At 69.3% G+C, this 14,084-nt stretch carries 6 protein-coding genes; 1 reads left to right on the top strand and 5 read right to left on the bottom strand.

The features are described 5' to 3' along the window. The first annotated feature begins 290 nt into the window (after window positions 1-290). On the top strand, window positions 291-8,315 hold the full coding sequence (locus ACZ4VI_RS29570; protein WP_468004129.1) for a polymorphic toxin-type HINT domain-containing protein: 8,025 nt from the start codon (window positions 291-293) through the stop codon (window positions 8,313-8,315). 155 nt (window positions 8,316-8,470) lie between these two features. Here the strand turns inward: ACZ4VI_RS29570 and ACZ4VI_RS29565 are convergent, their stop codons facing one another. The 5 genes from ACZ4VI_RS29565 to ACZ4VI_RS29545 all read right to left on the bottom strand — a co-directional run bounded on the left by ACZ4VI_RS29565 (window position 8,471) and on the right by ACZ4VI_RS29545 (window position 14,000). Next, window positions 8,471-8,947 (bottom strand): DUF5959 family protein, encoded by a 477-nt coding sequence (locus tag ACZ4VI_RS29565; RefSeq protein WP_468004127.1) that lies wholly within the window; start codon window positions 8,945-8,947, stop codon window positions 8,471-8,473. 36 nt (window positions 8,948-8,983) lie between these two features. Beyond that, window positions 8,984-10,465: a penicillin-binding transpeptidase domain-containing protein gene (locus ACZ4VI_RS29560; protein ID WP_468004125.1), complete on the bottom strand. Its 1,482-nt coding sequence runs from the start codon at window positions 10,463-10,465 to the stop codon at window positions 8,984-8,986. Next, on the bottom strand, window positions 10,462-11,802 hold the full coding sequence (locus ACZ4VI_RS29555; RefSeq protein ID WP_468004123.1) for an FtsW/RodA/SpoVE family cell cycle protein: 1,341 nt from the start codon (window positions 11,800-11,802) through the stop codon (window positions 10,462-10,464). Before ACZ4VI_RS29555 ends, ACZ4VI_RS29560 begins: the two co-directional genes overlap by 4 nt. A gap of 126 nt (window positions 11,803-11,928) precedes the next feature. After that, a complete protein-coding gene (locus ACZ4VI_RS29550) occupies window positions 11,929-13,230 on the bottom strand; it encodes an ATP-binding protein (RefSeq protein ID WP_468004121.1) in 1,302 nt (433 codons plus the stop codon). Further along, complete coding sequence (locus tag ACZ4VI_RS29545; RefSeq protein WP_468004120.1) at window positions 13,227-14,000, bottom strand: hypothetical protein; 774 nt, start codon at window positions 13,998-14,000, stop codon at window positions 13,227-13,229. The genes ACZ4VI_RS29550 and ACZ4VI_RS29545 overlap by 4 nt, the downstream gene beginning before the upstream one ends. Window positions 14,001-14,084: the final 84 nt, after the last annotated feature.

Raw genomic sequence — 14,084 nt, 5'->3', positions numbered from 1 at the left:
TCACCTCCGGGCCCCTCTGTTCGCTCTCGGCGATCTTGAATCTGGGGCGGACATGACAGAGAGTTCGCACGCACGCGACTGATCCAGGCGCGTGCTCTTTGGTGTTTCCGCACCTCGGTGTTTCCGCACCTCCGTTGTCTTGTTCGTCTGGGTGGGAGTCGACGCGTATGCGTGCTTCAGGTCCACTGTCATGGCTGGGGCGGAACCGCCTAGCCATGACAGAGTCACAACGACGGCGCCGTCGGCGAAGCCGCACGGCGACCGTCCTTCTGTTGTCATCGACATTGACGGTGACAAGCTTGGGCTCGCAAGCCCTGGCCGTCCCCGGCGACGGGATGACCCGCGAGGAGACGACCTCTCAGGTCGACCTCCCCGACATCCCGAAGAGCACCACGCTCGCCGATGACACCACAGCTCCGAAGACGCTGAGCACGGCGCCGGAGCAGCCGATCACGGCGTACACGCCGGTGGCGGTGGACCCCTGGGCGGCGGACGCCGGCAAGGCGGACCCGTCGACGGCGACGCCGGGTACGACGGTCCAGGTCGTGAACTCGACGACTTCGGCGCTGCTGCCGGTCGGCGTGGGTGTGCCGGCGGGTCAGGATCCGGCGACGATCAACGGTGACTGGCAGGTCGCCATCAAGTCGACGACCACGTCCGAGGAATCGGGCGTGCCGGGCATGGTCCTGGAGGTCGTGCCTCCGGCGGACGCGGATCCGACCGCGCAGGTGCTGCTGGACGTCGACACGACCGCCTTCAAGGACCGCTACGGCCAGCTGGCCGCCGAGCGCTTCGGTCTGGTGCTGCTGCCGAGCTGCGTCCTGGACTCCCCGGAGACCGGTGACTGTGCGCCGGACACGGGCGTCGAGACCATGGCGGGCGAGGCCGAGCCGGATGTCGAGGCCGAGCGGCTGCGCAGCACCGTCAAGGTGGTGCCGGCGGCGAAGTCCAAGCTGAAGGCGACGTCGGCGAAGACCAAGGGTTCCGCGACCCGCCAGATCCTGTCGGGCACGGTTCCGGTCGCGAACCTGCTGCCGGACGAGGGTGCTTCGTCGAAGGTCTCGGGCGCCTCGGTGCGCCAGGCCTCCCTCCCGTCGGCGGACGGCCGTCAGGTCGTGGACGCCTCGGGCCGTCAGGTCGTGGGCGCGATGGACACCGGCTCCTCGGCGTCCGGTGACTTCACCGCCTCGCCGCTGCTGTCCTCCGGTTCCTGGGCGGCCGGCTCGTCGAACGGCGCGTTCACCTACAACTACCAGGTGCAGGTGCCGGAGACCGCCGGCGGTCTGATGCCGAAGGTGAACCTGTCGTACAACTCGCAGTCGGTCGACGGCCGCACGTCGTCGACGAACAACCAGGCTTCGTGGATCGGTGACGGCTGGGACTACAACCCCGGCTCGATCACCCGGACGTACAACAACTGCCGCCAGGACTCCAAGAAGGCCGGGGCCAACAACAAGGACCACAAGACCGCCGACCTGTGCTGGGGTTCGGAGAACGCCACCCTCTCGCTCGGCGGCATGACCACCGAGCTGGTATGGGACGAATCCAAGGGCCAGTGGTTCACCGCCAACGGTGACGGCTCGAAGATCGAGCGGATCAAGGACACCTCCAAGGACCCGCGCTCGGGGATGAAGGACGCGGACGGCGAGTACTGGGTCGTCACGACCAAGGACGGCACCCGCTACCACTTCGGCCTGAACAAGCTGCCGGGCTGGTCGGACAACGGCACCGCCGCCGACGACCCGTACACCAACTCCGTCCTCGGTGTGCCGGTCTACGGCAACCACCCGGGCGAGCCCTGCTACGCGGGCCCGACGACCACGGACTGGAAGAGCTCCTCCTGCAACCAGGGCTGGCGCTGGAACCTCGACTACGTCGAAGACATCCACGGCAACGCCATGTCCCTGTGGTGGCAGCGGGAGGAGAACTACTACGCGAAGAACTTCTACTTCAAGGGCCCGGTCAAGTACCACCGCGGCGGCTACCTGACGCACATCTACTACGGCCAGCGCAAGGACTCGATCTTCTCCGCGACCGCCCCGGCGCGCATCGGCTTCACTGTCGCCGAGCGCTGCTACCCCGAGGCGGGCCTGACCTGCACGGACGCTCAGGATCAGGTCGACAACTTCACGGACAAGGACCCGGGCAAGTACCGCATCTGGTACGACACCCCGGCCGACCTGAACTGCAAGCAGGTCACCTCGACCTACACCCGCAAGTGCTGGAACGCCGGTCCGACGTTCTGGACCCGCAAGCGCCTGGACAAGATCACCACCTCCGCGCAGCGTCTTACCACCACCTCCGCGCGCCAGGTCGTCGACGAGTACCAGCTCAAGCAGAGCTTCCCGGTCCTGAAGACCGGCGCGAACACGGCGCTGTGGCTGGAGTCGATCCAGCGCACCGGCTACGCCCGCGAGGGCTCCACCGACGCGTCGGTGAAGCTGAACCCGGTGCGGTTCGAGTCGAACGCCGACGACATGCCCAACCGGGTCTACCGCGGCGGCAGCGGCGCGACCGACCCGCGGCCCGGTTTCTCGCGTCTGCGTATCTCGCGTGTCGTCAACGAGTACGGCGGCGAGACGGTCGTCACGTACAAGCCCCGTGAGGGCGAGTGCCTCTCCGGCACGGGCCTGCCGGGCAAGACCGACACTGCGGCGCTGAAGTCCAACACGCGCCTGTGCTACCCCTCGTTCTGGCACCCGGACGCCGAGATCGAGGACATCGACTGGTTCAACAAATACGTGGTCGCCTCGATCGAGGAGCTGCCGAACGTCGACCAGTCCTTCTCGACGCTGACCGCGTACGAGTACAAGAACGCCGGCTGGAAGCTGGCCGAGGCCGAGTTCACGAAGAAGTCGACCCGGACGTACTCGCAGTTCGCCGGCTTCGAGCAGACCTCGGTCATCACCGGTGAGCGCAAGGCCGCGGCCGACAGCGGCGAGGGCACCACGCCCGCCGAGGAGCTCCCCGGCGCCGAGGGCCCGAAGACCAAGGCCGTCACCCGCTTCTACCGCGGCATGGGCGACACCGTCCCCATGAAGGACGTCCACGGCAACACGATCACGTACAACGGCCAGCCCGTGTACGACCGTGAGGCCTTCGCCGGCCGCATCGCCGAGGAGCTGTCCTACACCAACGCGACGGACGCGGACACCAACTGGCTGACCCGCAGCATCACGATCCCGGAGGCGACCGAGCTGGCCCGCCGCGACCTCGGCGACGGACTGACCCCGCTGCAGGCCTGGCGGGTGACCGAGCCCGAGGAGATCGCGTACACGAAGTCCTCCGGTACGGGTGACGACACTCGGACGCTGCGGACGGTCAGGACCAACACGACCTACGAGTCGACCTACGGTCTGCCTACCTTGGTCGAGTCCGTCGGCGACACGGGCAAGACCGGTGACGAGTCCTGCACCAAGCTGGAGTACCTGCACAACACGGCCAAGAACCTGATCGGTCTGTCGAAGCAGGTCCTGGTCTCCTCGACCAGCTGCGCGAACGCCAATTGGGCCGACCTGACGACCCTCAGCGGGGGGCAGCGCACTGCCTTCGACGGCACTGCCTACGGCACTCCACTCGGCGCCACCACCCGTGGTCTGGCGACCGAGTCGTGGTCGCTGAAGGGCGACGGTACCGACTTCCAGAGCGACGGCACGGTCGGCTTCGACGCCCTCGGTCGCGTGATCCGGGAGACCGACACCGACCAGAAGTCGAACACGCTCACGTACGACCCGCCCACCGGGCAGGCCTTCAAGATCACCAGCACCAACATGCTCGGCCACACCCAGGTCCAGGAGCTGGAGCCGGGCCGCGCGGTCACGCTGAAGACCACCGACGCCAACGGTCACGTGAGCGAGGCGAAGTACGACCCTCTGGGCCGTCTCGCCGAGGCCTGGGCCCCGGGCCGCACGCCGGGTTCGGGCGTGGCGGACTTCCGCGCCGAGTACGTGATCCCGGCCGAGGAGACCGACCCGACCGACCCTGCCGGCCGCAAGATCCGCAAGCCTCCGTACGTCACGACCTACAGCCGTGGCTACGAGGACCGGGTCGAGACGTCCGTCACGATCTACGACGGTCTGGGTCGCGAGCGGCAGTCGCAGGAGGAGGCGGACGGCGGTGGCCGTCTGATCACCGACACGCTGTACAACAGCGCCGGTGAGGTCTACCAGACCAACAACGCCTACCTGAACGCGGCCGACCCGAGCGGCCAGCTGTTCACCCCGCAGGCGGACACGACCGTCCCGAACATCACCCGGTACAAGTACGACGGTCTCGGCCGCGTGCTGGAGGAGATGCCGGTCCTCAAGGTCAAGCTCCCGGGCACGACCGAGGCCATCTCCCAGCCGGTCCCCGAGAAGGCAACCCGGTACGAATACGGTCCCGACTGGTCGAAGGTGATCCACCCGCAGGGAGACGCCTCCTACCGGGTCTTCACCGACGCCCTGGGCCGCACCGTCCGCACGGACACCTTCAACCCGGCTGCGCCCGAGTACACCAACCCGATGGGCACCAAGGAGCGCTACACGTCGACGCGCTACGAGTACGACAACCGCGGTCTGATGTCGCAGGCGACGAGCTCCGTCGACCCGACGCATCCGTGGAGATGGACCTACGATCACCGGGGCCGGATGGAGACCTCCACCGACCCCAACTCGGGCACCGTCAGGACCACGTACGACCAGCGCGGTCGCACACTGACCAGCAGCAACGACCGCGGTGTGACGGTCTGGAACGGCTACGACGAGCTGTCGCGGCCGAAGGAGCAGCGCCTCGGAAGCTCGACGGGTACGCTGCTGGCCCAGTTCACGTATGACTCCGCCCCAGGCGGCAAGGGCATGCCCGCCACCGCCACGCGCTACACGGACGGCCTGGCGTACGTCCAGAAGGTCAACGGCTACACGAAGGACTACCAGCCGACGTCCACGACGCTGTCGCTGCCGTCGACGCTGGCCACCACGTGGGGTCTGCCGGCCGAGTACACCTACGGCTACACGTACTCCGACAACGGCATGCTGGACGAGGCGACTCTTCCGAAGGTCGGCAAGTTCGATGCGGAGAAGCTGGTCGTCCGCTACAACAAGGACGGCAAGCCGGTCTCGGTCTCGGGCAAGGACTGGTACGGCACGGAGACCGTCTACTCGCCGTACGGCCAGGTCATGCGCTCGACCCTGGGCGCGATGCCGTACCGAGTGTGGGCGCAGAACTCGTACGACGAGTCCACCGGTGAGCTGCAGAAGCAGCAGGTCTTCCGCGAGCAGACCCCGCTGCCCAACAACAACCTGGTGACGAACCGCGAGTACACCTACGACCCGGCCGGCAATGTCACGGGCATCCGTGAGCATGCCACCGGGATCGAGGAGCGGCAGTGCTTCGCGTATGACCCGCTGGGTCAGCTGAAGGAGGCCTGGACCTCCAAGGACCAGACCGCCTGCGCCTCGCCGACCAACACCGATGGCACGCTGAACGTCGCCGCCGGCGCTGACGGCTCCGGTTACTGGCAGCAGTACGAGTACGACCTGCTGGGCAACCGGAAGAAGCTGGTCGAGAAGGACCTGACGGGCAACACGGCCAAGGACGCCACGACCGACTACGCCTACGGCAAGGCGGACGGCTCCCAGCCGAACACCCTGACGAAGGTGTCGAAGACCTATACGACCCCTGCGGGTGCGCAGGTCAAGGCCGAGGCGGAGCGTCTGTACGAGCTCACCGGTGATACCAAGTCGATCACCTCGCTCCAGAACGGCGACAAGCAGACGCTGTCCTGGACCTGGGACGACAAGGTCGACCGGATCACCGGTCAGGGCGCCGGCGGCAAGACCCCTTATGTGGGCCTCGCCGACAAGTGCCTCGACCTCAAGTCCGCCCTCGCCGCGGCGAGCCAGCCGATCCAGCTCTACACCTGCAACAGCTCCGTCGCCCAGAACTGGGAGTTCACCCCCACCCCGGCTCCGGTCGGCGGGTCGCAGCCCGACCCGAACAAGGGCACGCTCTCCGTCTACGACGACTGGTGCCTCCAGCCGGCGGCCAACACGGCCGGCTCGGCGGTCCAGCTGCAGAAGTGCAACGGTTCGGCCGCGCAGGAGCTGAAGCGGAACACCGCTGGTCAGCTGACGCACATCGCGTCGGGTGGCAGCCTGTGCCTGGCGGTGCAGGGCGCCAACTCGGCGAGCGGCACCCCGATCGTCCTAGCCACCTGTGACGGCACCTCCGCCGCGCAGCTGTGGGCGCCGCAGAACGACACCCGTCACATCTACGCCCCTGGCGGCAGCAGGCTGCTGACCATCAAGGGCAAGCAGGCCACCCTGCACCTGGGCGAGGCCGAGGTCACCGTCCAGCAGGGCGGCGTCCTGGTCAACACCCAGCGCACCTACACGGCACCGGGTGGCGCGGTCATGCGCTTCGCCTACGGGACCGGTTCGGAGTCGCTCGTCGCCCTGACCGGTGACCACCAGGGTTCCACCTATGCCGAGGTCGCCATGAGCGGCACGATGGCGGTGCGGATCCGCAAGCAGGACCCGTTCGGCAACCAGCGCGCCGCCGGCGCCACCAGCGCCAACCTGCAGGCCCACACCGGGTTCCTCGGCAAGACCAGGGACGACGCCTCCGGCTTCCAGCCGCTGGGCGCCCGGCTGTACGACCCGGTCGTCGGACGCTTCCTGTCCGCCGACCCGATCGTCGACCTGAACGACCCGCTTCAGTCCAACGGCTATGCGTACGCCCACAACAACCCGGTCACGTACTCGGACCCGACCGGTCTGGCGATCAGCCTGACTGCTTCCGAGAAGGCCGCGGCCCTCGCAGGCGCGGGTCTGTCCGCGGCGCAGGTCGCGCAGGCGCAGGCCACCATGGGCAAGTCGCTGTCCTCGGTGATCCTCGCGATCGCGTGGGAGACGCTGAAGGACTTCATCGGCATCAACGACGCCATGGCCTGCTTCGGCGGCGACATGTGGTCCTGCGGCAGCATCATCCTGGACGCGATTCCGTGGACGAAGCTGGGCAAGATCCCGTCGGTCATCAAGGCGATCAACCGCACCATCGACGCCATCCAGGCGTTCAAGGCCGCCAAGAAGGCCGCCGAGGCCGTCCTCAAGGCCGCGAAGGCCGCCGAGGCGGCAGCCTTGAGAGCCAAGAAGGCCGCCATCGAGAAGGCCAAGAAGGAGGCCGCACAACGGGCCAAGAAGAAAGCCGCCGAACAAGCCAAGAAAAGGGCCGACGCGGCGGCGGCCGCAAAGAAGAAGACCGGTAACCCCGTCCAGAAGCAGTCCCAGGCCAAGGCGGCCCCCAAGGCCTCTTCCCAGCCCAAGGGCTCCGGAGGCGGCAAGGGATCCGGTGGAGGCAGCAAGAGCAGCGGCTCCAAGCCTGGCGGCGGTTCCGGCGGTTCCGCCCGCAACAGTGGCGGGTCCAGCGGCAGCGGCGGCTCGGGCAAGGCCGAGGAAGGCGGCACCTGCAACAGCTTCGTGCCTGGCACGAAGGTGCTGATGGCCGACGGCTCCACCAAGCCGATCGAGAAGGTGAAGGCCGGCGACAAGGTCGTCGCGACCGACCCCGAGACCGGCAGGACCCGGGTCGAGACGGTGACCGCCGAGATCAAGGGCCAGGGCCTCAAGCACCTGGTCAAGATCACCATCGACACCGATGGCAAGGCCGGCTCGAAGACCGCTCAGGTCACCGCGACCGACGGTCACCCTGTCTGGATCCCCGAGCTGCGTGACTGGATCAAGGCCACCGACCTGAAGTCGGGCCAGTGGCTCCAGACCAGCGCCGGCACCTACGTCCAGGTCGCGTCGGTCGAGCGCTGGAGCGCTCAGCAGGCCGCCGTCCACAACCTGACCGTCTCCGACACCCACACGTACTACGTGGTCGCGGAGTCGACTCCGGTTCTCGTCCACAACTGCAACGGCGAGATCGACTACGGAAGCGTCTCGCCCGACGGGCGCCGCTCCGGAATCGTCGCCATCGTCACGCCGGAAATGGTCGACGCCGACAACCCGCACGGCAAGGCGCAGCGGCGGATCAAGCCGCCGGGCTTCGTGAGTGGCGACAACGGCGATGCCCGCGGCCACCTGCTCCCCGCTGCACTGGGCGGCTCCGGCAGGATCGATTCGAACCTCGTCAGAACCAATGCCAGGGTCGACAACGAAGACATGAACGAGTTCGAGCAGCAGATCGCTGCCTATGTGAGCAGCAGCAGAAACACGATCATGTATGCGTCGACGCCGCAGTACCGTCCTGGAGAAAACGTCCCCTTCGCCGTCACCATCGAAGCCTTCGATGACACCGGCTGGTTCATGGGACGGACGTTCTTCCAACCGTAGCGGCAGTCAGGACCCGTTCGCCGGTTCGGGGGCTCGTTGAGTCCCTCGACCGGTGACGGGTTCGGGGACGCCTGAGAACACCGAGGGCGGAGCTTCGACACGAAGCTCCGCCCTCGGTGCTGTTTCAGGGAGCAGGTCTCCTGCGGTGGTGTCTGTCAGCGCCGTCGCCACTCGTATGCACCGGGCGCCGTCTCGATGACCTCACGGGGCCAGGTCCGCCGCACCGCGTCAAGGTGGGCGCGCTGCTCTTCCAGCCACTTCCGTTCGACGGCGAGAGGAATGGTGGCCGACGCGCCGGAGCCCGTCGGATCCTCGACGAACACCGCGATCTCGGCGGGATCGTCTTCCGGCCTGCTGATCCTCACCATCGGCCCGTCCCCCTTATCCAGCCATTCGACGTCTTTGCCTGCGTCGAGCTCGGCGAGGCACCGCGACCAGTCTTCGATGTCCGACGGAGACAAGGAGATGGCCAGGCGGCCGCTGAGGAAACTGGTGCCCACCAGAATTTCGGCATTCAGGGAATCGTGCAGGGGAAGTACGCCCGGCATTCGTCTTCCGAGAACGCGCACGCGAAAGTGCGAGTCGGCGTCCAAAATCGTGATCAGGTCTGTGGCGTCATCGGCGTGCGTCATGATTCGGTAGATTACCGAGCCGGATCCCACAGCTCCCTACGGACGCCCCCGCCCCTCCGCCTCCAGCCTCAGCCCCTCCGCCATCACCGCCCGCGCGATCGGCGCCGCGCTCCCGCCCCCGCTGATGTCCGTGCGCAGGGCCTCCGCGTCCTCGATGACGACCGCGACCGCCACCGCCGGCTGGGCCGAGTCGGCGGCCTGGGCCCAGGCGATGAACCAGGCGTACGGGGTGCCCGTGTTGCCCAGGCCGTGCTGGGCCGTGCCCGTCTTGCCGCCGACCTTCGCGCCCGGGATCGCCGCGTTCGTGCCTGTGCCCTCCTCCACCGCCTTGACCATCAGCCGCTGGAGCTGGGTCGCGGTCGAGGGGCGCATCGCCTGGCGGTAGCTGCGGCGGCCGGTCGTGTCGACCGTCGTGCCGCCCGCCGTCGTCGTCCGCTCGACCAGGTACGGGTGGGCGATCTCCCCGTTGTTGGCGACCGCCGCCGCCACCATCGCCATCTGCAGCGGCGTCGCCGTCGTGTTGAACTGGCCGATCGACGACAGGGCCAGCTGGTCGTCGCTCATGTCCGTGTCGAAGTTGGACCGGGCGACCCAGGACGGGATCGTCAGGTCCGTGTCGTCGAAGCCGAACCTCTTCGCCGCGTCCACCATGCCCGCCAGGCCCACCTCCACCCCGAGCCCCGCCATCACCGTGTTGCACGACCACTGGATCGCGTACGCCAGTGACGCGTCCTCGCATCCCTTCGCCGCGTTCGGGAGCACCCGCCGGGTGCCCGGCAGCACGAACGGGTCCGGGGTGTCCGTCGCCGCCTCGACGTCCGTCACCACGTCCGCGTCCAGCGCCGCCGCCGCCGTCACGATCTTGAAGGTCGAGCCCGGCGGATACGTCTGCCGGATCGCCCGGTTCAGCATCGGCTGGTTCGGCGAGGAGTTCAGCCGCGCCCACGCGTCCTCGACCGCCGGACCCGTCCCGGACAGCGCCCCCGGGTCGTACGAGGGTGAGGAGACCAGCGCCAGGATCCGCCCGCTCGACGGCTCGATCGCCGCCACCGCGCCCCTCTTCCCGCCGAGCCCCCGGTACGCGGCCTCCTGCATCGACGCCCGGATCGTCGTCACCACGTCCCCGCCGGCCAGCCGCCCCCCGCTGAGATCGTTCAAGAACGGCAGCGGCGCAAGGATCGGATCCGTACCGGCCAGCACGCCGTCCTCGGCATGCTCCACGAGCGTGGAGCCGTAGGTCTGCGAGGCGTAGCCGGTCACCGGCGCGTACAACGGCCCCTTCTTGTACGTCCGTTCGTAGCGCAGCTGCTGGCCGCTGTCCCGCGAGCCGGTCACCGGACGACCGTCGACCACGATCTCGCCCCGCGGATCGCCCCAACGGCTGATCGCCAGGCGCCGGTTGGCCGGGTTCTCGTCCAGCGATTCGGCCTGGAACAGCATCACCCGCGCCGCGTTGACCAGCAGGGCCGCCAGCAGGACGAGACAGAGCCCGGCCGCGCGCCGGATGTACGGGATCACCGGGCGTCCTCCACGACCGGCGCGACGACCCCGGTCTCCACGGTCTCCGGGCGCGGTGCGCGCGCCGAGTCGCTGACCCGGATCAGCAGCGCCACGATGATCCAGTTGGTGACGACGGACGAGCCGCCCTGCGCGAGGAACGGCATCGCCATGCCGGTCAGCGGGATCAGGCCCATCACCCCGCCGGCGATGACGAAGACCTGGAGCGCCAGGATCGAGGCGAGGCCGATCGCGAGCAGCCGCCCGAACGGGTCGCGCAGGGCGAGCCCTGCCCGGTACCCGCGCGCGACGAGTAGTGCGTACAGCAGGAAGAGGGCGGTGAGTCCGACCAGGCCGAGCTCCTCGCCCGCCGTCGCGAGGATGAAGTCGGACTTCGTGGCGAAGCCGATCAGGATGGAGTGGCCGAGGCCGAGACCGGTGCCGAGCATCCCGCCCGCGGCGAAGGAGAACAGCGACTGCGCGAGCTGGCTCGGTCCGTCGCCCGCCTCGATGGAGGCGTAAGGGTTCAGCCAGTCCTCGACGCGGCTGTGCACGTGCGGTTCGAGCGAGCCGACCGCGAACGCCCCGACGCCCGCCAGGAGCAGGCCGACCGCGATCCAGCCGGTGCGGCCCGTCGCCACGTACAGCATGATCACGAAGAGTCCGAAGAAGAGCAGTGAGGTGCCGAGGTCCCGCTCCAGGACCAGCACGCCCACGCTCAGCACCCAGATCGCCACGATCGGCCCGAGCACCCGGCCGGTCGGCAGCTGGAGCCGCCAGATCCTGCGGCCGGTGAACGCCAGCGCGTTGCGATTCGCCGCCAGGTACGCGGCGAAGAAGACCGCGAGCAGGATCTTGGCGAACTCGCCCGGCTGGAAGGAGAGTTCGCCGATCCGGATCCAGATCCTGGCCCCGTTCACCGCCGGGAAGAAGATGGGCACGAGCATCAGGAACAGGGCGCTGGCCATCGACACGTACGCGTACCGCTGGAGCACCCGGTGGTCGCGCAGCAGCACGACGACGGCGCCGAAGAGCGCCACCCCGAGCGCCGACCAGACCAGCTGGGTGAAGGCCGCCTGGTCCGTCGGCGTCTCCAGGTCGAGCCGGTAGATCAGCACCAGGCCGAGGCCGTTGAGCAGGACGCCGATCGGCAGCAGCAGCGGATCGGCGTACGGAGCCCGGAACCGCACGGCGAGATGCGCCAGGAGCGCGAGCCCGCCGAGGCCGGCTCCGTAGCGGAGGGCGTCCGGCGGCACGGCGCCGTTCCGGGCGAGGCCGACGTCGGCGTAGCCCAGGACGGAGATGAGGACGGCGCAGACGAGGAGGGACAGTTCCACGCCGCGGCGCTTTGCGGTCATGGTGCGCAACGTAGCAAGCGATATGGCTTATATCCCTTATGTGTGACGGTGTGCCGTCAGGGGTCCGGTCCGCATCCCTGACGGTGTGCCGTCAGGGCTCCGGGTCCTCTTCCCTGACGGTGTGCGTCAGGGCTCCGGGTCCTCCTCCGGGTCGCCGAACCGTACGTACTCCGGCAGCGTCAGCCGTGCCTCGGCTCCGCCGCCCTCGTCCTCGTCCGGCGCGTTGGCGAAGACCAGCTCCGCGCCGATCACTTCGGCCTGGCCGACGGCGATCGTGAGCCCGAGCCCGTGCCCCTTGCCGCCGCTCTCGGTACGGAACCGCTGCGGCCCGGTCGCCAGCAGGTACTCCGGGTAGCCCGGGCCGTGGTCCCGTACCGTGACGACCGCGCCGTCCACGGTCAGGACGACCGGCGGGGCGCCGTGCCGGTGGGCGTTGGCGACCAGATTGCCGAGCACCCGTTCCACGCGCCGTTTGTCCGTCTCGACCGTCGCGTCCCGCAGGACCCGCACCTCCGTCTCGGTCCCGGACGCCCGCACGACCCGTCGCGCGAGCGGGGCGAGGTCGTGCACCGCCAGGTCCACGGTCTCGTTGCGGGCGTCGAGCCGCGAGATCTCCAGGAGGTCCTCGGTCAGCGCGCGCATCGCCTGCACCCGGTCCCGTACGAGCTCCGACGGCCGCCCCTCCGGCAGGAGTTCGGCGGCGGCCGACAGGCCGGTCAGCGGGGTGCGCAGCTCGTGCGCCACGTCCGCCGTGAAGCGCTGCTCGGTCTGGAGCTTGCGCTGGAGCGAGGAGGCCATCGTGTCGAGCGCCCCAGAGACCGTGGCGACCTCGTCCTGCGGGCGCGCGGGGTCCTTCGTACGGGGGTCGTCGACGCGCGCGTCGAGATCGCCCGCGCTGATCCGCCGGGCCACCTGGGCGGTCAGGTGCAGCCGCCGGGTGACCCGGGTGACCGCGAACGCGCCCACGAGCAGCGTCGCCCCGATCGCGAGCACCGAGGAGCCCAGGATCGACCGGTCGAGGCCGTCGATGATCTCCGCGCCCGCGGAGTAGTCCACCCGGACGGCGAGGGCGCGGCCGTCGGCCGGTCCCGCCGCCCACATCGTCGGCCGTCCCTGGTAGTCCTCGACCACCGTGCCGCGCTCACCCCTGAGGGCGAGTGCGCGCAGCTCGTCGGGGAGGCCCACGGGGTCGATGCCGGCGGACCGGGGGAGCGGTTCGCCCGCCTCGTACGCGCGGGTGGCGCTGGTGAGCCGGGTGAGCGCCCGCTCCCGGAAGTCGTCGACGGTCTGCCCGGACACGGACACATGGACGAGGATGCCGAGCAGGGCCGCCAGGGCGCAGCACATGACGGTGATGAAGACCGCGGACTTCCAGGTCAGGGTCGCGGTCCAGGCGGGCAGCCGGGGCCGCCGTCGGCGCGCCGTCACCGGGGCTCCCCGAAGGCGTCGTCGGTGTCGGAGGGCACCGGCGTGGGGAGAGGTGCGGGCTCGACGGGACGGGTCTCGGGCGCCCGGGAGACGGACGGGCCGGGCGCCTTGATTCGGACGATCTCGTCCCGGGTCGGCAGTATCGCCCGCTGCTGCTCGTCCCAGGACCAGGCGGTGCGGTACTCGTACCCGGGGATGCCGGCCGAGGAGGCCCGCACGATCACGTCCCGGCCCGCCAGTTCGACGCTGATCACCTGGTCGACGGTGGACATGATCCGGGTGAGCCCGCCGTTCTCGGCGAGATACACCCGCAGGCCCACCTGCTGGTCGGGCATGCGGACGCCGACGATCAGCTCGTCACGGCCGTTGCCGGTCAGATCCCGGTAGTACGGCCGCATGACCGGGCACTTCGCGGGCTCCTGGGTGCACCGGCCGATCTGCCGGGCCGTCTCCTCGTACATGCCGTCGACGCCGGAGTACGTGGCGGGGTGGGCCTTGACCTCGGCCTGGACCACGGCGACGGCGTCGACCCGGTGGACGTCGTCGCCGGGGACCTTGATGCCGGGGACGGTCTGGGTGTCGGTCTCGCCGTAGTCGAAGGGCGGCGCGGTCGCGGGCGCCAGGTCGGGCCAGAGGCGGACGGGGCCGACGGCGGCCGGCGTGGGACCGGCGCTCTGCAGGCCGCCCTCCTCATCGCAGCCGGAGAGCACGAGCGGCGCCGCCGCGGCCAGGGCCACGGCGGCGACGAGCGGCAGTCCGCGCGGTCTCACTCTGCTCCTCGGGTCGGTCGGTCTTCCCATAGACCTTATTCGTAGGGAAGTCCTTTTTGTCGACCTGCTGGAACGCGCGGACTG

It is taken from the genome of Streptomyces sp. NPDC029169 (genome assembly GCF_055563935.1).
The sequence above is the reverse complement of the archived record's forward strand: the minus strand, read 5'-3'. Positions and strand labels throughout refer to the sequence as shown.

Coding starts and splice junctions, on each gene's coding strand:
- ACZ4VI_RS29565 (WP_468004127.1), bottom strand. CDS start 8,947: ATGACGCACGCCGATGACGCCACAGACCTGATCACGATTTTGGACGCC.
- ACZ4VI_RS29555 (WP_468004123.1), bottom strand. CDS start 11,802: ATGACCGCAAAGCGCCGCGGCGTGGAACTGTCCCTCCTCGTCTGCGCC.